At 71.7% G+C, this 22,674-nt stretch carries 15 protein-coding genes; 9 read left to right on the top strand and 6 right to left on the bottom strand.

Annotated features, from left to right (window positions below; all coding sequences use genetic code 11):
- Positions 1–28: 28 nt before the first annotated feature.
- On the bottom strand, positions 29–424 hold the full coding sequence (locus ACQZOG_RS23385) for a cell division protein SepF (protein ID WP_033274109.1): 396 nt from the start codon (positions 422–424) through the stop codon (positions 29–31).
- A 158-nt stretch (positions 425–582) separates the two neighbouring features.
- Between ACQZOG_RS23385 and ACQZOG_RS23380 the strand changes: the two genes are divergently transcribed.
- Entirely contained in the window at positions 583–1,176 is a 594-nt protein-coding gene (locus ACQZOG_RS23380) for a YdeI/OmpD-associated family protein (protein ID WP_430741770.1), read from the top strand.
- A 113-nt stretch (positions 1,177–1,289) separates the two neighbouring features.
- Here ACQZOG_RS23380 and ACQZOG_RS23375 read toward each other — a convergent pair whose 3' ends face one another.
- The 4 genes from ACQZOG_RS23375 to ACQZOG_RS23360 form a co-directional block, all read right to left on the bottom strand.
- On the bottom strand, positions 1,290–2,780 hold the full coding sequence (locus ACQZOG_RS23375) for a glycoside hydrolase family 3 protein (RefSeq protein ID WP_203549954.1): 1,491 nt from the start codon (positions 2,778–2,780) through the stop codon (positions 1,290–1,292).
- A gap of 9 nt (positions 2,781–2,789) precedes the next feature.
- Positions 2,790–3,623, bottom strand: a complete 834-nt coding sequence (locus tag ACQZOG_RS23370; protein ID WP_033274112.1) for a carbohydrate ABC transporter permease — start codon at positions 3,621–3,623, stop codon at positions 2,790–2,792.
- Positions 3,620–4,606 carry a carbohydrate ABC transporter permease gene (locus ACQZOG_RS23365; protein ID WP_399567008.1) on the bottom strand — a complete coding sequence of 329 codons (987 nt, stop codon included), beginning with the start codon at positions 4,604–4,606 and terminating at the stop codon, positions 3,620–3,622. Before ACQZOG_RS23365 ends, ACQZOG_RS23370 begins: the two co-directional genes overlap by 4 nt.
- An 88-nt stretch (positions 4,607–4,694) precedes the next feature.
- A complete protein-coding gene (locus ACQZOG_RS23360) occupies positions 4,695–5,972 on the bottom strand; it encodes an extracellular solute-binding protein (RefSeq protein ID WP_351031719.1) in 1,278 nt (425 codons plus the stop codon).
- A 373-nt stretch (positions 5,973–6,345) separates the two neighbouring features.
- Here ACQZOG_RS23360 and ACQZOG_RS23355 point away from each other — a divergent pair, with 373 nt between their 5' ends.
- Positions 6,346–7,113, top strand: a complete 768-nt coding sequence (locus ACQZOG_RS23355) for a GntR family transcriptional regulator (protein ID WP_033274115.1) — start codon at positions 6,346–6,348, stop codon at positions 7,111–7,113.
- Here ACQZOG_RS23355 and ACQZOG_RS23350 read toward each other — a convergent pair.
- Positions 7,082–8,266 (bottom strand): DUF6183 family protein, encoded by a 1,185-nt coding sequence (locus ACQZOG_RS23350; protein WP_203549955.1) that lies wholly within the window; start codon positions 8,264–8,266, stop codon positions 7,082–7,084. The genes ACQZOG_RS23355 and ACQZOG_RS23350 overlap by 32 nt on opposite strands.
- A gap of 153 nt (positions 8,267–8,419) precedes the next feature.
- Here ACQZOG_RS23350 and ACQZOG_RS23345 point away from each other — a divergent pair, with 153 nt between their 5' ends.
- From ACQZOG_RS23345 to asnB, 7 genes are all read left to right on the top strand, one after another.
- Complete coding sequence (locus tag ACQZOG_RS23345) at positions 8,420–12,862, top strand: DUF6531 domain-containing protein (protein WP_430741769.1); 4,443 nt, start codon at positions 8,420–8,422, stop codon at positions 12,860–12,862.
- Between the two features lie 844 nt (positions 12,863–13,706).
- Positions 13,707–15,185, top strand: a complete 1,479-nt coding sequence (locus tag ACQZOG_RS23340; RefSeq protein WP_430741768.1) for a sugar transferase — start codon at positions 13,707–13,709, stop codon at positions 15,183–15,185.
- Positions 15,186–15,258: 73 nt separating this feature from the next.
- Positions 15,259–16,575 carry a nucleotide sugar dehydrogenase gene (locus ACQZOG_RS23335; RefSeq protein WP_033277168.1) on the top strand — a complete coding sequence of 439 codons (1,317 nt, stop codon included), beginning with the start codon at positions 15,259–15,261 and terminating at the stop codon, positions 16,573–16,575.
- Positions 16,565–17,818, top strand: a complete 1,254-nt coding sequence (locus ACQZOG_RS23330) for a glycosyltransferase family 4 protein (RefSeq protein WP_102639895.1) — start codon at positions 16,565–16,567, stop codon at positions 17,816–17,818. The genes ACQZOG_RS23335 and ACQZOG_RS23330 overlap by 11 nt, the downstream gene beginning before the upstream one ends.
- Positions 17,808–19,175, top strand: a complete 1,368-nt coding sequence (locus ACQZOG_RS23325; RefSeq protein WP_193467773.1) for a polysaccharide biosynthesis protein — start codon at positions 17,808–17,810, stop codon at positions 19,173–19,175. Before ACQZOG_RS23330 ends, ACQZOG_RS23325 begins: the two co-directional genes overlap by 11 nt.
- Positions 19,172–20,731 carry a Wzz/FepE/Etk N-terminal domain-containing protein gene (locus ACQZOG_RS23320; RefSeq protein WP_193467774.1) on the top strand — a complete coding sequence of 520 codons (1,560 nt, stop codon included), beginning with the start codon at positions 19,172–19,174 and terminating at the stop codon, positions 20,729–20,731. Before ACQZOG_RS23325 ends, ACQZOG_RS23320 begins: the two co-directional genes overlap by 4 nt.
- A gap of 3 nt (positions 20,732–20,734) precedes the next feature.
- On the top strand, positions 20,735–22,672 hold the full coding sequence (asnB, locus tag ACQZOG_RS23315; RefSeq protein ID WP_033277164.1) for an asparagine synthase (glutamine-hydrolyzing): 1,938 nt from the start codon (positions 20,735–20,737) through the stop codon (positions 22,670–22,672).
- Positions 22,673–22,674: the final 2 nt, after the last annotated feature.

The raw sequence follows: 22,674 nt of genomic DNA, 5'->3' as shown, positions 1-22,674 counted from the left end.
GATCCGTGCGCGCGGGGCGCGTGGACCGTCATGCGCCGGGCGCCCCCACGCCTTCCATCAGTCCGGTGACCTCCATGCCCTCCGGTGTCAGCAGGAAGACGTTGCGGTCCACGCGGTGCATTCCGCTGGCGAGGCCGAAGACGACGCCCGTGCTGAAGTCGAGGACGCGCTTGGCGACGTCCGGTTCCGCGCCCGTCAGGTCGAGCAGGACGGGTATGCCGGACATCAGGGTCTCGGCGACCTCGCGGGCGTCCGCGAAGACGTTCACCCGGAGGACGACGAAGCGGCGGCGCGCCTCCGTGGGGGCCTCGGGCACGGCGCGGTGGCCGACCGAGGACGGCCATGCGTCGCGGCCCCGCAGCGGCACGACCTGGGCGAGCCCCTCCCACTGTTCGTCGGTGACATCGTGGCTGCTCACCGGCATGCTCCGTCCCCTGTCGCGCTGGCTGTGTGCATCGGCCAATTCTTACCCATGGTCACCCGTTCGGCCCAATAACGACACGCTCCGCCATCGTTCCTCCCGCAACACCCCGGCGACGGAGGGCCGTTGACCCGGCCGCCGAACCCGGCTTGCATGGGCGCATGGCAGGTGGGACGGGTGGTACGACGGGGCCGGTGCTGGGTTTCGAGACCCCGGAGGACTTCGAGGCATGGCTGGAGGAGCATCAGGGGGACGCCGAGGGGCTGTGGCTGAAGATTCCCCGTAAGGGGTCCGGGCTGAAGGGCGTCGACTACGCCACCGCGCTGGAGTCCGCGCTGTGCTTCGGCTGGATCGACGGGCAGAAGAAGAGTCTGGACGAGACGCACTGGGTGCAGCGGTTCACCCCGCGCCGGGCGCGGAGCCGGTGGTCGGCGGTGAACCGGCAGAAGGCGATCGAGCTGATCGAGCGGGGGCGTATGCGGCCGGCCGGGCTGCGGGAGGTGGAGAGGGCCAAGGCGGACGGGCGGTGGGAGGCCGCGTACGCGAGTCAGCGGACTGCTGCCGTGCCTGAGGATCTGCGGGCGGCGCTGGATGCCGCGCCTGCGGGGGCGCGGGAGTTCTTCGACTCGCTGGACAGCCGGAACCGGTATGCGATTCTGCATCGGGTCGAGGAGGCGAAGCGGGTGGCTACGCGGGCGGCGCGGATCGAGAAGTATGTGGCGATGCTGGCCAAGGGGGAGAAGCTGTACCCGTGAACTACGGGGGTGTTCGCCCCCTCCGCCCCTCCCCTTCCCGACCCCGGGGCTCCGCCCCGGACCCCGCTCCTCAAACGCCGGAGGGGCTGATTCTCAGCCCCTCCGGCGTTCGGTCAGCCCGCCAGGACCGCCTCCGCCGCGGCCACGCCGCAGACCCTCGCCGCGCCGTGCGTGGCGATGTGGAGCGCGCCCCGCGGCGCGGACTGGGGGATGCCCATTTCCACGACCACCGTGTCCGGGCCCGCCGCGAGCAGCGTGTCGAGGGCCGCCCCCATCCACGGGTGGCGGTGCTCGTCGCGGACCACCGCGACGACCCGGCGTCCGCCCGCCGCGCGCAGCGCCTCCGCGCCGGCGTCGGGGCCGGTGAAGTGGCCGGTGGCGGTGCCCGGGAGGAGCCGTTCCAGCTCCGTGCCGACGCCCCACGGCGTCTCGTCGCCCACCGCGATGTTCGGGGCGGGGCTGAACGTGGCGACGTACACGGGGTCCGTGACCGGCGCGGGACCGGCCGCGCGGGTGACGGTGACCGCCCGGCGGGCGGCGGTCAGGCCGATCTCCGGCGCGGAGTCGTCGGCGGTGCCGGGCGAGCGCCGCATGCCCGTCGTCCACGCGGCCAGCGACCTGACCCGGGCCGCGGCGTCGGCGAGCCGCTCCTCGGGCAGTTCGCCGGAGCGCACGGCGGTGACGAGGGCGTCCTGAAGCCGCAGCACCGTGGCCTCGTCGGCGAGTCCGCCGCCCACGCAGATCGCGTCGGCGCCGGCCGCGATGGCCAGCACGACCCCGTGTTCGAGTCCGTAGGTGCCGGCGACGGCGCCCATCTCCATGCCGTCGGTGACGATGAGGCCGTCGTAGCCGAGCTCCTCGCGCAGCAGGCCGGTGAGGATGCGCGGGGAGAGGGTGGCGGGGCGGTCCGGGTCGAGCACGGGCACCCGGATGTGGGCGGTCATGACGGCGCGGGTGCCGGCCTCGATGGCGGCGCGGAACGGGCGCAGTTCCCGCTCGTGGAGCGTGGTGGCGTCCAGGTCGATCTGCGGGAGCGCGTGGTGGGAGTCGACGCTGGTGTCGCCGTGTCCGGGGAAGTGCTTGGTGCAGGCGGCGACGCCGTGGGACTGCAGGCCCTCGACGTAGGCGGCGGTGTGCCGGGCGACGAGGGCGGGGTCGTGGCCGAAGGAGCGGACGCCGATCACGGGGTTGTCGGGGTTGGCGTTGACGTCGGCGGAGGGCGCCCAGTTGAGGTTGACGCCGCACGCGGCGAGCCGGCGGCCCAGTTCGCGGGCGACCCGCCGGGTGAGGGCGGGGTCGTCGACGGCGCCGAGGGCGTGGTTGCCGGGGAACGAGGAGCCGGTGCGGACCTCGAGGCGGGTGACGTCGCCGGCCTCCTCGTCGATGGCCACCAGCAGGTCGTCCCGTTCGGCGCGTAGCTGCGAGGTGAGGGCGGTGACCTGCTCGGGGTCGGCGACGTTGCGGCCGAAGAGGGCGACGGAGACCAGGCCCTCGGCCAGTCTGCGCCGTACCCAGTCGGGTGCGGTGGTGCCGGTGAACCCCGGCTGCAGCACGGCGAGCGCGTCCCGGGTGAGGGTGGAGGCGCCGGTGGTGAATGTCGTCATCAGGTGGCGTTATCCCTTCACGGCGCCTGCGGTGAGGCCGCTGACGGCCCGGCGCTGCAGGAAGACGAAGAGGATCAGGATCGGCACGGCGAAGAGGGAGGAGGCGGCCATGGTGGCGCCCCAGTCGTCGCCGAACTGGGTCTGGAAGCTGGACAGCCACAGCGGCAGGGTCTGCGCGCCGCCGGACTCCTTGCTGAGCACCAGGACGAGGGGGAACTCGTTCCAGGCGGTGATGAAGCCGAACATGGAGGTGGACATCAGGCCGGGCGCGAGCAGCGGCAGGATGACCCGGCGGAACGCCTGGACGCGGGTGCAGCCGTCGACCATCGCGGACTCCTCCAGCTCCTTCGGCACGGCGGCGACGAAGCCGCGCAGCGTCAGGATGGTGAAGGGCAGGATCATCATCATGTAGAACGCGGTCAGCGGCACCAGGCTGTTCAGCATGGAGGCGTCGCGCACGATCATGTAGATCGCGATGACCATGACCTCCCAGGGCGCCATCTGGGCCAGCATGAACCCGATGACGAAGCCGCGCCGCCCCTTGAACCGCATGCGGGCCAGGGCGAAGGAGCCGGCCAGTGCGATGACCAGGGAGAAGAGGACGGCCAGGCAGGTGACGGTGAGGGAGTTGCGGACGAACGTCCAGAAGTGCTCGGCGTCCGTCGCGGTGCCGAAGTGCTCGAACGTGATGTCCGTCGGGAACCACACCGGGTCCTCGGCGATGATGTCGCCGGTCGGCTTCAGCGCCGTGGCGAACATCCAGTACACGGGGAAGATGCAGGCGGCGAAGACGACGAGGGCGGTGGCGTTGGGCCAGACCCGGCCGAAGAGCGAGCGCTTCACAGCTCGTCCTCCTCTTGCTTGAGCACGATCCTGAGGTAGTACGCGGTCAGGCCGAGCATGATCAGGATGGTCAGCACCGCGATCGCCGCGCCCATGCCGTAGTGCTGGTTGCCGACGCCCTCGATGTAGGCGTAGACGGGCAGGATCTCGGTGAGCCGGTCGGGGCCGCCGCCGTTGAAGGTGAAGACCTGGACGAACGCCTTGAAGATCCAGATGATCTCCAGGAACGTCGTGGCGTAGAGGAACGGCCGCAGGAACGGCAGGGTGACGGTGGTGAAGCTGCGCCAGGCGCCGGCGCCGTCGAGCGCGGCGGCCTCGTACAGCTCGCCGGGGATGGTGGTGGTCGCCGCGTAGAGGTTGATCGCGACGAACGGCACGGACATCCAGACGATGAGCAGGGTGACGACGAAGAACGTCGACATCTGGCTGCTGGTCCAGCTGTAGTCGGCCATGGAGTGCCAGCCGAGCTTGTCGAGGACCCAGTTGACGACGCCGAAGCGCTGCGCGAACAGCCACTGGTAGACGGTGGTGGCGGCGACCACGGGCATCGCCCAGGCCAGCACCAGGCCGATCATCAGGGTGAACCGCATGCGCTTGCCGAGGCGGGCGAGCAGCAGACCGACGAGGGCGCCCAGCAGCATGGTGAGGACGACGTTGACGGCCGTGAACAGGATGGAGCGGAGGGTGACCCGCCAGAAGTCCTCCCCGGTGAGGACCTCCTTGTAGTTGTCGATGCCGTTCCACTCGGTGACGTGCTGGATCAGCTGCGCCATGTTGAGGTTCTGGAACGACAGCAGCAGGTCCTTCAGCAGCGGCCAGCCCAGCAGCAGCACGGTGGCCGCGCAGGCGGGCAGCAGCAGGAGGTACGGGGCGAGCGCGCCGGCCCGCGACGCGGCTCTGGGTCGGGGCCCGGCGGGTACGGGGTCGTCCGACTTGCGGACGTCCGCCGGTCCGGAGGGCGGCCGTTCGGTCTGCACGGTCATGCTCGCGATCTCTCTTCTCGGCGTGCTCAACGCGGGGCGGGGACCGTCCCGTCGGCCGGTCCCCGCTCCGGTCGGAGCGCGTGCGCTGTTACTGCTGCTGCGCCAGGCGCTTGTTGAACTCGCCCTCGACCTGCTTCGCGGCGGCGGCCGGGGACTTGCCGTTCAGGACGGCGGTCAGGTACGTCTTGATCGGGTTGGGGTCGTTCTCGACGGCGGCCCACTCGGGGATCAGCGGCGTGGTGCCGCCGACGGCGGCGGCGGGAGCGGCGGCCTCGGCGGGCGCGTTGCCCTTGAGGTTGCTCTGCAGCGACTCCTTGTTGGGGATGACGCCGTTCTCCTTGGCGAGCTGGCCCTCGAACTTGTCGGAGAGGGCGAGCTTCAGGAACTCCTTGGCGAGTTCCTGCTTCTGGCTGCCCGCGGCGACGGCGAGGTTGGAGCCGCCGAGGAAGACGCCCTCGGGCTTGTCGGCGGTGGCGCCGGGGATGGTGAAGTAGCCGATCTCCTTCTCGATGGCCGGGTTGGCCTCGATGGCGATGCCGGCCTCCCAGCCCATGCCGATGAAGGCGCCGACGTTGCCCTTGGCGAAGACCTCGCCCTGCTGCGGGGTGGCCTCGTCCTTGTCCTTGGGGGCCTTGGACAGGGCCTGGAACTTCTTGTAGGTCTCGGTGGCCACGGCGACCTTCGGGTCGTCGAGGTTGGAGACGTACTTGTCGCCGTCCTTCTTGACCAGCTCCGCGCCCTCGCCGACGACCAGGCCGACGAAGTGGTACCAGTTCTGGCCGGGGAGGTAGATCGGCTCGGCGTCGGTCTTCTCACCGATCGTCTTGAGCGCGGCGTAGAACTCGTCGCGGGTCTTGGGGGTGTCCTTGAGGCCGGCGTCGGCCCAGACCTTCTTGTTGTAGAGGACGACGCGGTTGGCGAAGTACCAGGGGGCGGCGTACTGCTTGCCCTCGAAGACGGAGGACTCGTTGAGGGACTCGGTCCAGTCGGCGCCGATCTCCTCCTTGAGGTCCGCGAGGTCGGCGAGGCCGCCGGTCTTGGCGTAGGCGGGGGTCTGGGTGTTGCCGATCTCGAAGACGTCCGGGGGGTTCTCCTCGGACAGGGCGGTGGTCAGCTTCTGCTGGATGCCGTTCCACTGCTGGACCTCGAACTTGACCTTCGCCTTGGTCTTCTTCTCGAACTCGGCGGCGAGGTCCTTCTGCCACTGGTCCGGTGAGGAGCCGTCCATGACCCAGACGGTGAGCGTCTGCCCGGCGTAACCGTCCGCGCCGGCCTTCTTGCCGTCACCGCCGTCGTCGCCGCCGCACGCAGCGACCGAGAACAACATGCCCGCGACCCCGATCGCGGCTATCAGCTTGCGCTTCACGCGCCACCCCTCCTCAGGAATGCCTTGCACACCCACGCCCTCGCGGTGACCCTGACAACGGCGCAACAGCTCGGCGGGCTGGGACCCGGCTTCCGCTAAATGGTTTAGACCAGCAAGGGGAGCTTGGCCTAGACCTATGGTCATGTCAAGGGTTGTCCAACTCACGGCTGGGTAACGGCAACGGTCCGCATTCGGGGTGGAGATGTCCGCCCAAAGAGGGACGGGATGCAGGGTTGGACTAGACCAAAGGGAGAGCACGCCGTTATAACGGGATCGCCGAGCGTGCGGCGCCGATCCCCTGGCGGTCCGCCGACGTGCACCGCGGCCGGCCCCTGCCGTCCGCGCGCCGGACACCGCAGCCGGAAGGCAGGACATGAGCACGGACGTCAGCAGCGCCGACCGGCCCGGCACGGGGGCGACCGGCCGCCGGGAGCGGGTGCCGAAGTACTACCGCATCAAGCAGCGGCTGCTGCAGATGACGGACGAGCGCGCCCCGGGCTCCCCGATGCCGGCCGAGCGGCTGCTCGCCGTCGAGTTCGCCACGTCCCGTACGACGGTGCGCAAGGCGCTGCTGGAGCTGGTGAGCGAGGGGCGACTGGACCGGATCCAGGGCAAGGGCACGTTCGTGGCCCGTCCGAAGGTGTACCGGACGCTGCAACTCACGTCCTACACGGAGGACATGAGGGCGCAGGGCCTCAATCCCGCCTCCCGGGTACTGGATATCGGCCACGTCGCCGCCGACGAGGAACTGGCGGCGCTGCTGGAGGTCGAGCCGGGGGACGAGGTGCTGCGCATCGAGCGGCTGCGGCTGGCGGGCGGCGAGCCGATGGCCATCGAGGCGACCCACCTCTCCGCCCGCCGCTTCCCCGGCCTGCGCCGCAACCTCACCCGCTACACATCCCTCTACACCACGCTCGCCGAGGTGTACGGGGTGCGGCCGGCGGAGGCCGACGAGACCATCGAGACCTCCCCGGCGACCCCCCGCGAGGCAGGCCTCCTCGGCACGGACGTGGGCCTGCCGATGCTGCTGCTCTCCCGCCACTCACGTGACGAGCACGGGACACCGGTGGAGTGGGTGAGGTCGGTCTACCGCGGCTCCCGCTACAAGTTCACGGCCGTGCTGACGCGTCCGACAGCGTGACATCGGTGTCGGTGGCCGCGAGCACCGCGACGCGGGTACGCGAAGGGTCGAGTACGGCGAGGCCCAGGTCGGCGGTGTCGTGGTGGAACCACGGGGTAGAAGCGAGGAAGCGCACCCACCGGTGATCGGGGGTGGCCCGCACGGCTTCGAGGAACGGCACGTCGGCGGGTAGCCCCATGAGGGCGTACAGACTCTCCCACGCGAAGAGCCGCGCATACGCGCCACCCTGCCCCTGCCCACCGGCCCCGCCGTGATACGCGGCGGAGAACAACTCGTTGAGCACGTCATCGGGCGTCGTCACACAGGCGACCGCGGCCCCGTCGCCCTCCAGACAATCCAGGGGGAGCCGCTGAAGAAGGGCCGTCCCGAAGTCACCGGGCTCGATCGGCGCAGGCAGCACGAAGAATCGCGCCTCGGGAGTACGCGCCCACCCGCCGGCGACGAAGGGCCGCGCGGCCGCCTGAGCCCGGGCGTCATCGGGCACACCGACAGCGTGCAGCCCGGCATCCGCACCGGTCTCACTCGGCGGCACCTCCGGAAAACGGGCCCGAAGCTGCCGCAAGGTCTTGACCGACCCGAGCCCGCGCACCCTCACCATGAACCGGTGCTCGATGTCGAGCCGGGTCTCAGGCAGCCACGCCAGCGGGTGCCCGAGCGTGCGCAACCTCTCGGCGTAGGCATCCATACGAGCTCGCCCGGTCCCGGTGCCGAGCAGCGCGAGCTCACCGAGCAGACAGGCCCGGGTCTCGACCTCAGAATCGTGAAGTCCGTCCGGCACCTGCCCGAACAAGGGCTCGAGGTTCCGTAGAGGCTGCACCTTGGCCAGCCTCGCGGCCACCGAGCGCCGAATCCGGTCCCCTTCCTCCCAGGCCACAGTTCCGGAGGGCAGCAGTCGGCCCACGATGTCCACGGCGTACGCGGCGCAGCCCGGGGAGCGCGTCTCGGCGAGGGCCTCGGCGATGCGCCCGACGGTGCGCACTGCCAGGCTCCCTCCGAACTCCTCACCGGACGCTTCAGCGCACAGCTGCTCCGCCGCCGCGAACAGCTCGCCCGGCCGCTGCCCGGCCAGACGCGCCAGTTCCTCCGGGCCTGCCTCTTCCCATCGCCGCCGCTCGGAAGCGCCGTCACCAGGTGTCACTCGGTCATGACTCACCTCACGAGTCTACGAGGATGACATCAAGTAGCTTTGCTCAGGCACACGTTCCACGGGTGAAGCGTCGCAACGGGGGAGCTCATGGGTCACCGCCCACACGATTGGCATGTCCTTGATCTGGACAAGGATCCGACGCCCGGTGACCCGGAGCGGGTGCGCAAGCTCGCGAGGTTCCTGCACGACTTCGCCGATGACGTCTCCGAGGCGTTGCGTCTGGTGAAGGGGATGGCCGGTGAGGGGACGCTGGCGGAGTGGGCGGGGAAGTCGGCGAAGGTGTTCAAGGAGGAGTTCTCCGGCGTTCCCAAGAATCTGCGGAAGCTGGAGAAGTCGTACGCGATGTGCGGGGACGCGCTCGCGGACTACTGGCCGAAGCTGGAGCGGGCGCAGGCGCTGGCGGACAAGGCGTTGGCGAAGGCGCGTGAGGCGCAGGCGGATCTGACGTCGGCGCAGTCGAAGCTGGCGTCTGCGGAGTCGTGGGTGGGGCGGGCGACGAAGGAGGCCGACAAGTACAAGGACGACCCGACGGGGTCGAAGTCGGACGCGGACAAGCCCGACGAGGCGAAGGTGCGGGCCGCGACCCGGGATGTGCGGAGCGCCAAGAGCGCGCAGGAGAAGGCGCAGTCGGACGTCACGTCCGCGCAGAGCGCTTTGGACGCGGCGAAGAAGATGGCCGCGGACGCGCGGAAGATGCGTGAGGAGGCGGCGCGGGACGCGAAGTCGAAGATCGACGAGGCCTCAGACGCGGGGATCCAGAACCGGTCGTGGTGGGAGGAGATCGGCGACTGGTTCACCGACAACTGGGACAACATCGTCGCGGCCTGCAAGATCGTGGTGGCGGTCGTCGGCATCGTCGCGATGATCATCGGCGGGCCGATCCTCGGCGCGATCGTCCTCATCGCCGCCCTCGTCGTCCTCGCCGACACGCTCTACAAGTATTCCAAGGGACAAGCGTCCCTATGGGACGTCGGACTGGCCGCACTGGACTGCATACCCGGCATGAAGGGCCTCACCACCCTCGGCGGCCTCGCCAAAGGCATGAAGGCGCTGGGCAAAGGCGGCCTCAAGGCCATGACCAAAGGGCTCGGACGCGGGCTGCGGAAGGGGGCGGACGACGCCGTCGGCAAGAGCAAGCCCGCCAAGGGGCGCTGCAAGAACGGCGATCCCGTCGACATGGTTTCCGGCGAGATGATCATGGAGGAGACCGACGTCAGTCTTCCCGGACTCCTCCCCCTCGTGCTGCGGCGAACACATCTGTCGACCTACCACTGGGGCCGGTGGTTCGGCCCCTCCTGGGCATCGACGCTCGACGAGCGTCTCGAACTGGACGACAACGGAGCCGTCTTCGCGTCCGAGGACGGCATGATCCTTGTCTATCCCGTCCCCGCACCCGGTACTTCGGTCATGCCTCTCGAAGGACCGCGCTGGCCCCTGGACTGGGACGGGGCGCCAGGTGCCCCCCTCCGCATCACCGACCCCGCATCAGGCCGCACCCGTCACTTCGCTCCACCGGCCACACCTGTCGCCGCGCAGGAGGCGTTCACCCTCCCGTTGGCCGCGGTGACCGACCGCGGCGGGCGGCGCATCGACGTCGACCGGGACGCATCCGGCGCGCCCACCGCCGTGCGCGACTCCGGAGGCCGTCATGTGCACATCGACACCGAGGACGACCGGATCGTCGCACTGCGGCTGCGTAACGAGGCGGACGGGCCCGAGGGAACGACGCTACTGCGGTACGCGTACAGCGCCGAAGGGCATCTCACCGAGATCCGCAACTCCAGCGGACTGCCGTTCATGCTCACCTACGACCTCCAGGGACGCATCACGTCCTGGACCGACCGCAACGGCTCCTGGTACCGCTTCTCGTACGACGACGCCGACCGGTGCGTCCGAGGTGACGGCGCAGAAGGATTCCTGTCCTGCACGATCGCCTACGACACTGACGCCCGCGAGACGCGGTATACGGATTCTCTGGGCCACACCACGACCTACCGGTACAACGAGCGCGGGCAGGTGGTCGCCCAGACCGACCCGCTCGGCAACACCACGCACGCCGAATGGGACGCGTACAACCGGCTGCGCTCGCGGACGGATCCGCTGGGCCACACATCCCGCTTCAGCTACGACGAGCGCGGCAACCCCACCTCCGTGGTGCGGCCCGACGGCACGACGACGAGCTGTGAGTACGACGCCTTCGACCGTCCGGTGTGGATCACTCTGCCGACCGGCGGCAGGCGCGGGTACGCCTATGACGACAACGGCAACCCGACAGCGACGGTCGACGTCGACGGCGCCGTGACCGCCTACGTCCACGACGCCTCCGGAGCACTCCTCTCCGTGACCAACGCGCTCGGCGCGGCCCACCGTGTCCAGCCCGGACCGCTGGGCCTGCCCGACGCCGTCACGGCGCCGCTGGGCGGGACCAGCCGGGTCACCCGTGACGCCTTCGGGCGCATCGTCGAATCCGTCGGCGCCACCGGCTCGACAACCCGTACCACCTGGACGGTGGAAGGGCTCCCGGCCGAGCGGGTCATGGCCGACGGCAGCAGCGAGAGCTGGTCCTACGACGGAGAAGGCAACGTCGTCCGCCACACCGGCACCGACGGACGGAGCACGACTCACGCCATCACCCACTTCGACCGGGTGCGGGCCCGTACGGAGGCAGACGGCTCGACGACGTGGTTCGCGTACGACACAGAGTTGCGGCTCACCTCTGTGACGAGCGCGTCGGGTGCCGTATGGACCTACGAGTACGACCCTGCGGGCCGTCTCGTGAGCGAGACCGACTTCAACGGACGCACCGTGTCCTACGCCTACGACGCGGCGGGCCGCCTGGTCCGGCGCACCAACGGTGCGGGGCAGATCACCACGTACATGCGCGATGCGTGCGGACGGGTCGTGCAACGGCGTTCCGGGGAGGAAGCCGCCACCTTCGCCTACGACGCCGCCGGCCAGCTGACAAGGGCAGTCACGCCCCACACCGTCCTCACACTCACACGCGATGCGGCGGGCCGTGTCGTCTCGGAGGAGTGTGACGGACGCGCACTGCGCACCGCGTACGACGTTCTCGGCAGGCGGGTGGAGCGGACGACCCCGTCAGGTGTCGTCAGTCGGTGGGAATGGGACGCCAACAACCGCCCCCTCCGAGTACGACTGGCCGAGAACTCCCTGTCCTTCGGCTACGGGGCGTCGGGGCACGAGACCGAGCGACGGCTCGGCGAGGCGGCGGTACTCACCCAGGAGTGGGACGCCGGCCACCGTCTCACCGGCCAGACGGTCCGGACGGGAGCCGCCTCCGATTCGGACACTCTCCATCGGGCTTTGCTGCACCGCTCCTACTCGTACGGACAGGACGGCAGCCTGACGGCCGTCGCGGACCAGACCCATGGCGTCCGCGGGTTCACCCGTGACCGCCTCGGCCGGGTCGAGGCGGTCACGGCCGACGGGTGGTCCGAGCGCTACGCCTATGACGCGGCGGGCAACGTCAGCCGCGCCGACACCCCGGAAGGCGGCCCGCAAGGGGAGCGGGTCCACGACGGGACCCTCATCCGCAGGGCCGGCCACGTCACCTACGTGCACGATCCGCAGGGGCGCCTCGTCCGGCAGACACGCAAGCTGCTGTCCGGGGGGACGAGGGAATGGACCTACGAGTGGGACGCCGAGGACCGGCTCACTCAGGTCACGACCCCGGACGGCTGCCGCTGGGCGTACGTGTACGACGGTCTTGGCCGACGCGTCGCCAAGCGGCGGCTGTCCGACGACGGCCGGACCGCAGAGGAAACCGTCTTCACCTGGGACGGCTCCCACCTGGCGGAACAGAGCGAGTCCGTCGACGGCCCCACCAGGAGCTGGGAATGGGCTCCCGGCACGAACCGCGCGCTGGCACAACTGGACCAGGACGAGGTCGACCGCCGCTTCTACGCCATCGTCACCGATGTGGTGGGCACACCCACGGAACTGGTCGACGAGGCAGGCCGGATCACGTGGCGGGCACGCACCACTCTGTGGGGCGCGCCGCTGGCCCACACCTCGGATCCCGTCGACTGCCCTCTCCGCTTCCCAGGGCAGTACCACGACCGCGAGACAGGCCTCCACTACAACTTCCGCCGCTACTACGACCCCGCCAATGCCCGCTATGTCAGTCCGGATCCGCTGGGCCTCGCCCCGGCGCCGAACCACCACGGGTACGTCCCTGACCCCCTTCGGTGGACCGATCCGTGGGGGTTGGTCAACTGCGAGAGCAGCAGACACGGCATCACGGAGCAACGCGAGGCCCACATCGAGGGCCAGCACGGCCCGGGTGCTCAGGACCGAGTGCGGGAGAACGCCGACCCGACCGGACCTGAGCCCTCACTGCCTGGTGAGTTCTACGAGGACTTCTTCTGGGACGCCGACGACTTCGTCCTGGGCCGACGGCTTCGGGAAGGTGTCGACGGAACCCCGGCGATACCCAACCCCCGCGCCCGGGCAGGCCAGGACAGTCATCTGCACCGCTTCGACTACGGCGAGCCGGTAGGTGTGAACGGCAGTGGTCGAGAGACCAGTGTTGTCGAAGTCGTCATCCGTGACGGCCACATCCACACGGCGTACCCGGTCTGAGGCGGCAGTCGGGTCCCGCGTCGTCGACAGCGACCGGGCGGCGTCACCGACCGGTGCTCCGCCTCCCTCCTCGTCGGCGAGCACCCGGCCGCCCTGCGGAACGGTCGGTTCAGCGGGTAAATCTCGGACATCCGTGGAACGTGCACGAAATCGTTCGAACGGGGTGCGGTGCGCGGGATTCCGGTCCCGGGGCCCTGTATCACGAGGCGCTCGAGGCGCGGCGGGGGCAGTGGGCTCATGTGTACGACTTGTGTGCCCGGACCTCGGCAGTCGCCGTCCCGGCGGGTGCGCGGGGCGGCCGGCGAGACGGCGTCGGCGCGGGTCGTAAGTGTCATCACGCAGTCGTACGACGGGAGTTGAGACGCGGGTGCGAGAGCCGAGCAGACGGGTTCCGGACGGTGGATTCGGCCACGTCGCCTGAACACAATTTCCCCACACCCTCTCTTCTTACCGGCCGCGATGGTCTAGATTGACCCTGCTTCGGCCGTTCGGGCCCGAGGCGACCGATTGAATGATCTTTAAGTCCGGCGCCCGGGGAGGGGTTCGTCCAACGGCGCCAGGCGTGGGGGTGATCACACCGCTGAGCCCCGGGGGGGCTCGGGTGCGGGGGCGCACCCGAGGGACCGGTCAGGTCCGCTCGGCTCCATGGACCGGCACGGCCATGTGCCGCTGCCGCCGCGACAGGTTGTTCACGTTGTTCTTTGTCCGTTCGTAGCCGGCATGCCGGTGCGCGGGAGGCGGGGGCCTCCCGTGGCGAGGAACAGCGCGGTTCGGGGGGTGGGGTCCCCCCGGCGGAGACAGCGTCAGGCGAACACGTCGCATCACCGGGGACCTGGGGGGTTCTGTGCGGCAAGGGGGATTGGTCAACCCGTTCCCGTCGGAGCGGGGTCATCTGGCGGACGGGGAGTTCAACCGTGGCACGGCCGACTGGGAGCACCGCTACCGCCGCACCGTGATCACGAGCGACACGGTGGCGACCGCCGTCGTCGTCGCCGGGATCGGCAACTTCTTCGGCGTGCGGGACGCCGCCGACTGGCACGAGAAGTGGGGCATCCTCGCCTTCGGCACCTGGTTACTGGTGCTGGGCGCGCTCGCGGTGAGCCGGTCGTGGGCGCCCACCGTGCTCGGGCAGGGCGCCGAGGAGTTCCGGCGGCTCGGCCGCTCGCTGTTCATGGCGACCGTCGTGCTCGCGCTCGGCGGGATCGCCCTGACCTCGCGCAACATCAAACTCTGGATCTTCGTCGCGGTCCCCGCGATCGCGCTCGTCACCATGACGATGCGCTACCTGCTGCGCCTGCGGCTGCACCGGCAGCGCAAGGAGGGCCGCTGTCTGCGCCCCGTGCTCGCGGCCGGGAGCCCGGACACGGTGCGCGACCTGATCGCCCGCACCCGCAAGTACCCGCACCTGGGCTGGCGCGTGGACGCCGTGTGCACCACCGACGGCCCCGTCGTCGACGGCGGACGGCTGGACGGCGTGCCCGTGGTGGGACGGCTGGCGGACGTCGCCGACCACGTCCGCCGCGACGGCTTCCGCGTCGTCGCCGTCACCCCCGACCCGCACTGGTCCCCCGACCGGCTCCAGCGGCTGTCGTGGAACCTGGAGGGTTCCGACGCGGAGATGGTCGTCGCGCCGGTGCTGATGGAGGTGGCGGGGCCGCGGCTGCACGTCGACGCGGTCCTCGGCATACCGCTGCTGCGGGTCAGCATGCCGGCGTTCACCGGTGGCCGCCGCGCGGTCAAGGGCGTCGTCGACCGGCTCGGCGCGCTGGTCCTGCTGGTGCTGTTCGCGCCGCTGATGCTGCTGGTCGCGCTGCTCGTGGCGACGGACAGCCGGGGCGGGGTGTTCTACCGGCAGCGCAGGGTCGGCAAGGACGGCCGCGAGTTCACCATCCTCAAGTTCCGCACGATGATCCCCGACGCGGACCGCGTACGCGCCGCGCTCGCCGACCGCAACGAGGGCGCCGGGCCGCTGTTCAAGATGCGCCGCGACCCACGGGTGACCCGGATCGGGGCGGTGCTGCGCCGCTACTCGCTCGACGAGCTGCCGCAGCTGTTCAACGTGCTCACCGGGTCGATGTCGCTGGTCGGCCCGCGGCCTCCGCTGCCGGAGGAGTGCGCCGCCTACGGGCCGGACATCCGGCGCCGGCTGAAGGTGAAGCCGGGGCTGACCGGACTGTGGCAGATCAGCGGGCGCAGCGACCTGTCGTGGGAGGAGGCGGTCCGGCTGGACCTGCGGTACGTGGAGGACTGGTCCCTCGCCCTGGACACGGTGATCTTGTGGAAGACGCTGCGCGCCGTGGTGCAGGGACAGGGGGCGTACTGATGCGCGGCGGCCGTGGGGCGGCCGGGGTGCGGACCGCAGGCCGAGGGGGCCTGCCCGGGGGGAGGAACGGGTCATGAGAGTCAGCGTGTTCGGGCTCGGCTACGTGGGCTGCGTGTCGGCCGCGTGCCTGGCGAGCATGGGTCACGAGGTCGTCGGGGTGGACGTCAACCCGGTGAAGGTGGACCTCGTCAACGACGGCAAGGCGCCCGTCGTCGAGGAACGGATCGGCGAGCTGATCGCCGAGGTGGTGGGCAGCGGGGCGCTGCGCGCGACCACCGACGTGCGCGAGGCGATCGAGGGCAGCGAGGTGTCCCTCGTCTGCGTGGGCACCCCGTCGGAGCCCAACGGCAGCCTGTGCACGACGTACTTGGAGCGGGTCACCGAGGAGATCGGCGCGGCGCTGGCCGAGCGGGGCGGGCGGCACACCGTGGTGTTCCGCTCCACGATGCTGCCGGGCACCTGCCTGGGGCTGCTGGTGCCGATCCTGGAGAAGCGGGTCGGCGGCACCGCTGGCGTCGAGATCGGCGTCGCGGTCAACCCGGAGTTCCTGCGCGAGGGCACCAGCGTGCGGGACTTCTTCGACCCGCCGAAGACCGTCATCGGCGAGCTCGACACGGCCAGCGGCGACGTCGTCGCGGCGCTCTACGCGGACCTGCCCGGCGAGGTGTTCCGGGTGCCGGTGCCGACGGCCGAGGCCATCAAGTACGCGGACAACGCCTTCCACGGGCTGAAGATCGGCTTCGCCAACGAACTGGGCGCGGTGTGCCGGGCGCTGGGGGTGGACTCGCACCAGGTGATGGACGTGTTCCTCGCCGACCGCAAGCTCAACATCAGCCCCGCCTACCTGCGTCCGGGCTTCGCCTTCGGCGGCTCCTGCCTGCCGAAGGACCTGCGCAGCCTGGTGCACGCGGCGCACCGGGCCGACGTGTCCGTGCCGATCCTGTCCCACGTCCTGCCCTCCAACGAGGAGCACCTGCAGCGCGCGGTGGAGCTGGTGGAGCGCACCGGGAAGCGCAAGGTCGGCCTGTTCGGCCTCTCGTTCAAGCCGGGCACCGACGACCTGCGTGAGAGCCCGCTGGTCGAGCTGGCGGAGCGGCTCTTCGGCAAGGGGTACGACCTGCGGATCCACGACGCCAACGTCAGCCTGTCCCGGCTGCTCGGCGCCAACCGCGAGTACATCGAGACCCGTCTGCCGCACCTGGCGCAGCTGCTCGCCGACTCCGTCGAGGACGTGCTGGCCCACGCCGAGGTCGTCCTGGTCGGCACGAAGGACCCGGCGGTGCTGTCGGCGCTGCCGCACGGCGACGACCCCGTGATCGTCGATCTCGTCCGCCTCCCCGACGCCGACGCGCGCCGGGCCGAACCCGGGTACGTGGGCCTTGCTTGGTGAGCCGAAGGGCGCGCGGGGCCGCCGCGCGCTGATCCTGGTGGAGAACCTGTCGGTGCCGTTCGACCGGCGGGTGTGGCAGGAGTGCCGCACGCTCCGCGACGCCGGCTGGGAGGTCGACGTCATCTGCCCGCAGGGCACCAAGCGGGACACCGAGCCGGAGGCCGTGATCGACGGGGTGCGGATCCACCGTTACCCGCTGCGCGCGGCCACCGGGGGGCCGGCCGGCTACCTCAAGGAGTACGGCGCCGCGCTGTGGCACACCGCCCGCCTGGCCCGCAAGGTCGGCCCGGTGGACGTGGTGCACGCCTGCAACCCGCCGGACCTGCTGTTCCTGCCCGCGCTGCGGCTGAAGCGGCAGGGGGCGACGTTCGTCTTCGACCAGCACGACCTGGTGCCCGAGCTGTACCTCTCCCGGTTCGGGCGGGGCAAGGACCTGCTCTACCGGGGCGTGTGCGCGCTGGAGCGGGCGACGTACCGGGCGGCGGACGTGGTGCTCGCCACCAACGAGAGCTACAAGGACGTCGCCGTGCGCCGCGGCGGGCGGCGGCCCGAGGACGTGTTCGTGGTGCGCAGCGCGCCCGACACCGAGCGGTTCCACCCGGTGGACCCGGAGCCGGAGCTGAAGCGCGGCAAGCCCCATCTGCTGTGCTACCTGGGCGTGATGGGCCCGCAGGACGGCGTCGACTACGCGCTGCGGGCGCTGGCGAAGCTCCGCGACGAGGTGGGCCGCACCGACTGGCACGCGGTGTTCGTCGGGGCGGGCGACACCTTCGACGCGATGGTGGAGCTGTCCCGGGAGCTGGGGCTCGACGGCCAGGTGGAGTTCACGGGACGCGTGCCGGACGCCGACCTGGTGCGCTGGCTGTCCACCGCGGACGTGTGCCTCTCCCCCGACCCGTGCAACCCGCTCAACGACGTGTCGACCATGAACAAGGTCCTCGAGTACATGGTGATGGGCCGGCCGATCGTCTCCTTCGACCTGAAGGAGGCGCGGGTCTCGGCCGGCGAGGCCGCCGTGTACGCGAAGGGCGACGACGAGGGCGAGTTCGCCGCGCTCATCGCCCGGCTGCTGGACGACCCCGAACAGCGCTCCCGGATGGGGAAGTCCGGGCAGGAACGGATCAACGGCCCGCTGGCCTGGCGCAACTCGCAGGCGGCGCTGCTGGCCGCCTACGAGGCCGCCGTCGAGGGCGGCGCGGCGGCCCGGAGCGGGCGGGAAAGAGGCACGGCCCTTGAGCGATGACGCGATACGCCTGGTCACCATCGGGCGGATGCTCCGCAGGCGCGGCAGGCTGCTGACGGTCCTCGTCGTGCTGGGGGCGCTGACCGGCTTCGGCGCCTCCCTGGTGTTCCCACCGCGCTACACCACGTCGGCGTCGGTGCTGCTGCCGGGCGCCTGGGAGGAGCGTGTGCTGCTGACCCAGGCGGAGATCGCCACCAGCACGGTGGTGACCGACCGCACGGCCGAGGAGCTGGGCTGGGCCGGGGTCGACGGCGAGGAGCTGCGCGAGCGGGTGCGCGCCGAGGTGACCGACGGCAACATCATCAAGATCTCCGGTACCGCCGGGAGCCCCGCGAAGGCGCAGCGGCTCTCCGACGAACTGGCCCGGCAGTTCGTGACGTTCTCCGCGCGGATCGTCGACGGGACGGCGGACCCGACGGCCGCGGCAGGACCCGACCAGCTGCGGCAGATGGTGCTCACCACCAGCCGCCGCATCACCGAGCTGGCCGACGCGGCCGACCCCGGCCGGACCGTGGAGAGCGTGCAGACCCGCACCGAGCTGGCGAAGCTGCGCACCGCGCTCCAGGAGGCGGTCGGCAAGCTGAACCAGGCCGACTCGAACGCGGCCGGTTCCCGGCTGGTCGTGATGGGTCCGGCGGCCAGGCCGACCGGTGAGGCGCCTCCGTCCCGCGTGCAGCTGATCGCCGCGGGGGCGGTGCTGTTCCTCCTGCTGGCGGTGGCCGGGCATCTCACCGCGGCCCGGGTGAACCGGCGGCTGCGCTCCGAGCCGGAGATCGCCGCCGCGCTCGGCTCCGGGCTGCTCGGCGGCGTCGACGTGGCCGCGCGGCGGGGCGTGCACCGGCCGGAGGGCGGCGGCGCCCGGCACCGGGTCCGCCGGCTGCTCGGTCTGGACACCCCCTGGAACGCGCCCGTGCCGCCGGCCGCCGGGGACGAGGCGAGCCTGGGGATCCGCTACCGGCGGGTGTGCGGACGGATCCGCGACCTGGTGCCGGGCGCGCGGCGGCTGCTGCTGGTCGTGCCCGACGACGACGGCATCGCCCTGCGGGCCGCCGAGCGGCTGGCGGAGGAGGCCGGGGGCGACCCCCTGCTGCGGCTGACGGAGGTCTCCCCGGAGGCGCCGCTGGTGCCCGACCGCGAGGAGGAGTCGGGCGTCCTGGTCGTGCTGCGCGCGGGCACCCGCACCGCCGCCGAGCTGGCCGGTGTCGCCGAGGCGTGCGCGGACGCGGGTCACGACGTCGTCGGCATCGTCCTGGCCGACGCGGTCCGGACCCGTCCGGCGCGGTCCGCCGGCCCGCCGCGGGAGGCCGCCGCACCGGCGCTCGCCCTCGGCGACGGCGCGCGGGGAGGTGCGCGATGACGAGTACGACAGCGGAGCCGACGGCCGCCGTTCCCCTGCTGGACCTTCAGTCCCTGGTGGTGTCGGTGCGCAGACGCCGCCGCCTGTGGGGCACCCTGGCGCTGCTGGGGCTGCTGCTCGGGGCGGCGGTGGCGGTGCTGCTGCCCCCGCCGCCGACCGCCGTGACGAAGGTGCTGGTCGCCCACCAGGACGACCAGCCGAACGACCCCGGCACGCTGATCCTCACCGACGTGGCGCTGCTGCACACCACGCGGATCGCCGACGCGGCCCTGAAGTCCCTCGACTCCTCGCAGGACGCCGAGGACTTCATGGAGGAGTACGAGGGCGCCGGCCTGACCAACAACCTGATGGAGATCAAGGCCACGGGTGACACCGGCGAGGAGGCGGTGGCCCGGGCCGAGGCGGTGGCCGAGGCGTTCGTCGCGGACCACGTGCGGCGCATCAAGCAGGCCGCGGCGGCCGACGCCTCGACGCTGCTCGCACAGCGCGACCGCCTCCAGAAGGAACTCGACCAGGTGAACGAGGCGATCGGCGACGGGCCGCCGGAGGGCAGCCCGGAGGAGTCGGCGAACCTGGAGACGCTGTTCGCCCGCCGCGCCGAACTCAGCTCCCGCATCAGCGACTTCTCGCAGCGGGCCGCGGAGGCCCGGGTGGGCACGCCCCGGCTGATCGCGGGCACGCAGATCGTCGACGCCCCGCACACCGTGAGGCACTCGCTGCCGCTCGCCCTCGCCACCGACGGCGGCATCGGTCTCGTCCTCGGCCTGGTGCTGGGTCTGGTGATCGCCGCGGTCGCCTCCGTGGTGGGCGACCGGCCGGTGCTGCGCCGGGAGATCGCACGCCACCTGGGCGCCTCGGTCACCGCCGAACTGTCCCGGTCGGCGCTGCGGCCGCGCCCGCTGTGGCGGCGCAGACGCAGGCGCGCGGCGCGCACCCGGCTCACCTCGTCACTGGCCCGTACGGTGCGCTCCTCCTCGGAGCCGCTGGCGCTGCTGGAGCTGGGCTGCCCGCGCGGGGCGGGCGTGATCGCCCTGGACCTGGCGCGGACGCTGGCGGCGGACGAGCCGGTGGTCGTGGTCGACGCCCTGCCCCGGCACGGTCTCGCCGGCCGGCGGCGGAAGCCGGGCGGCCCGGAGGTCGTCGGCGTGGAGCGGGCCGCGGCCCAGCCGTCGGACCGGCGCAGGATCGGTGTGGCGTCGGTGGCGCCCGGCGCGGCCTGGTCCGACCTCGCGGACCTGGCGGGCCGGGCCGTGCTGGTCGTCCGGGCGGGGCACGGCACGACCGCGTGGCTGCACACCGTGGCGCGGCAGCTCGCCGACCGCCGCGTGGAGGTGGCCGGCGTGGTGCTGCTCGACCCGGATCCGCGGGACCGGACGGACGGGACGCTGTGGGACGGGCCGTTCCCGGTGCCGCGCGTCCGCGAGGGCCGGCCGGCCCGGCAGAACGGCACGGGGTCCAACCCCACCGTGCAGGCGGTGACGGACGGCCCGCGGCGTACGGAACGGCTGCCGATGTGGGCGGCGCGGGTCCCGGACAGCGACCAGGAGGCGCGGTAGCTCATGTGCGGCATCGCAGGCACGTACCGGTGGCCGGACGGCAAGGCGGTCACCGACCGGCTCACCGAGACCCTCGCCCACCGCGGCCCGGACGGCTCCGGGACGTACGCCCACTCCCTGGGCGACGGCGAGGTGCACCTCGGCCACCGCAGGCTGGCCATCCTCGACCTGTCCGGCACCGGCGCCCAGCCGATGGTGTCGGAGGGGCTGGTCCTGACGTACAACGGCGAGCTGTACAACGCGCCTCAGCTGCGGGCCGAGCTGGAGGGCGCCGGGGTGCGGTTCCGGGGCACCTCGGACACCGAGGTGCTGCTGGAGGCGTGGCGGCGCTGGGGCACGGACTGCCTGCCCCGGCTGCGCGGCATGTTCGCGTTCGCCGTGTTCGACGAGCGCACCGGTGAGCTGGTGCTGGCCCGCGACCAGCTCGGCATCAAGCCGCTGTTCCTGCTGCGGCGCGGTGAGGGGCTGGTGTTCGCATCGGAGCTGAAGGCGCTGGCGGCGGTGACGGGCGGGTCGCTGGAGGTGGATCCGGCGGCGCTGGTGGCGTCGCTGCTGTACTACTGGGTGCCGGACTCGCGGTGCGCGTTCCGCGGGGCGGAGAAGCTGCCCCCGGGGACCTGGCTGCGCTGCCGCCCCGACGGCTCGGTGCGGCGCGGGCGGTTCTGGGATCTGCGGGAGGTCGCCGCCGAGGGGCAGGAGCGGGCGCGGTCCGGTGACCTGCCGGACCTGGCGGGCGTGGTGGAGGAGTCGACGCGGCTCCATCTGCTGTCCGACGTGCCCGTGGCGACGTTCCTGTCGGGCGGCCTGGACTCCAGCTACCTGACGGCGCTGGCGGCCCGGGACCGGCCGGGCATTCCCGCGTACACCATCGGGTTCCGGGCGGAGGACGCGCGGTTCGAGGCGATGCCGGACGACCTGCGCTACGCCCGGCAGGTGGCGGAGCGGTTCGGGGTGGACCTGCGGGAGATCGAGATCGCCCCGGACGTGCAGGACCTGCTGCCGCGGATGACGTACCACCTGGACGAGCCGGTCGGCGACCCGGCCGCGATCAACACCTTCCTCATCTGCTCGGCCGCCCGGGAGGCCGGGGTGAAGGTGATGCTGTCCGGGATGGGCGCCGACGAGCTGTTCGCCGGGTACCGCAAGCACCTGGCGAACCTGATCGGGGTGCGCTACCGGCGGGTGCCCGCGCCGGTGCGGCGCGGGGTGGCCGCCGCCGTGGACCGGCTGCCGGTCGCCACCCGCCGGCGCGGCCTGCGGTCGGTGCGGTTCGCGAAGCGGTTCCTGTCGTTCGCGGGCCTGCCGGAGGAGACCGCGTTCCGCCGCAGCTACACCCTGTACGACCGCGAGGAGCTGATCGGGCTGCTCGACCCGGACCTGGCCCCGGCGGTCGACGACGTGCTGACCGAGCACGCCGACGTCTACCGGGACAACGCCCTCGACGACTTCGTGAACCGCATGTGCCTGACGGACGCGCGGATGTTCCTGCCGGGCCTCAACCTCGCCTACACCGACCGGTCGAGCATGGCCGCGTCGACCGAGGTGCGGGTGCCGTACGTGGACGTCGAGGTGGTCAGGGCCGCGTTCGCGGTCCCCGGCGCGCGCAAGATCGCCGGGCGGCAGGGCAAGGCGGTGCTCAAGGAGGCGGCCACGACGGTGCTGCCCCGGGAGATCGTGTACCGGCCGAAGGGCCTGTTCAGCGCCCCGCTGCGGGCCTGGATGAGCCGGGACCTCGCACCGCTGGTGCAGGAGGTGGTGCACGACGGTCTGCTGGTCCGCTCCGGCTTCCTGCGCCGGGAGGCGCTGGCGCGCATGGCCGCCGAGGACGCCGCCGGGCAGCGGGACTTCTCCAAGCACCTCTGGCACGTGCTGACCCTCGAGCACTGGTACCGCGACGCGACCTCCCAGGCCGGCCACCACTCCCCCACCTCGACGGCGTAGAG

Origin of the sequence: Streptomyces sp. P13-3-3, assembly GCF_050571355.1 — a bacterium.
Classification (GTDB): Bacteria; Actinomycetota; Actinomycetes; order Streptomycetales; family Streptomycetaceae; genus Streptomyces; species Streptomyces althioticus.
The sequence above is the reverse complement of the archived record's forward strand: the minus strand, read 5'-3'. Positions and strand labels throughout refer to the sequence as shown.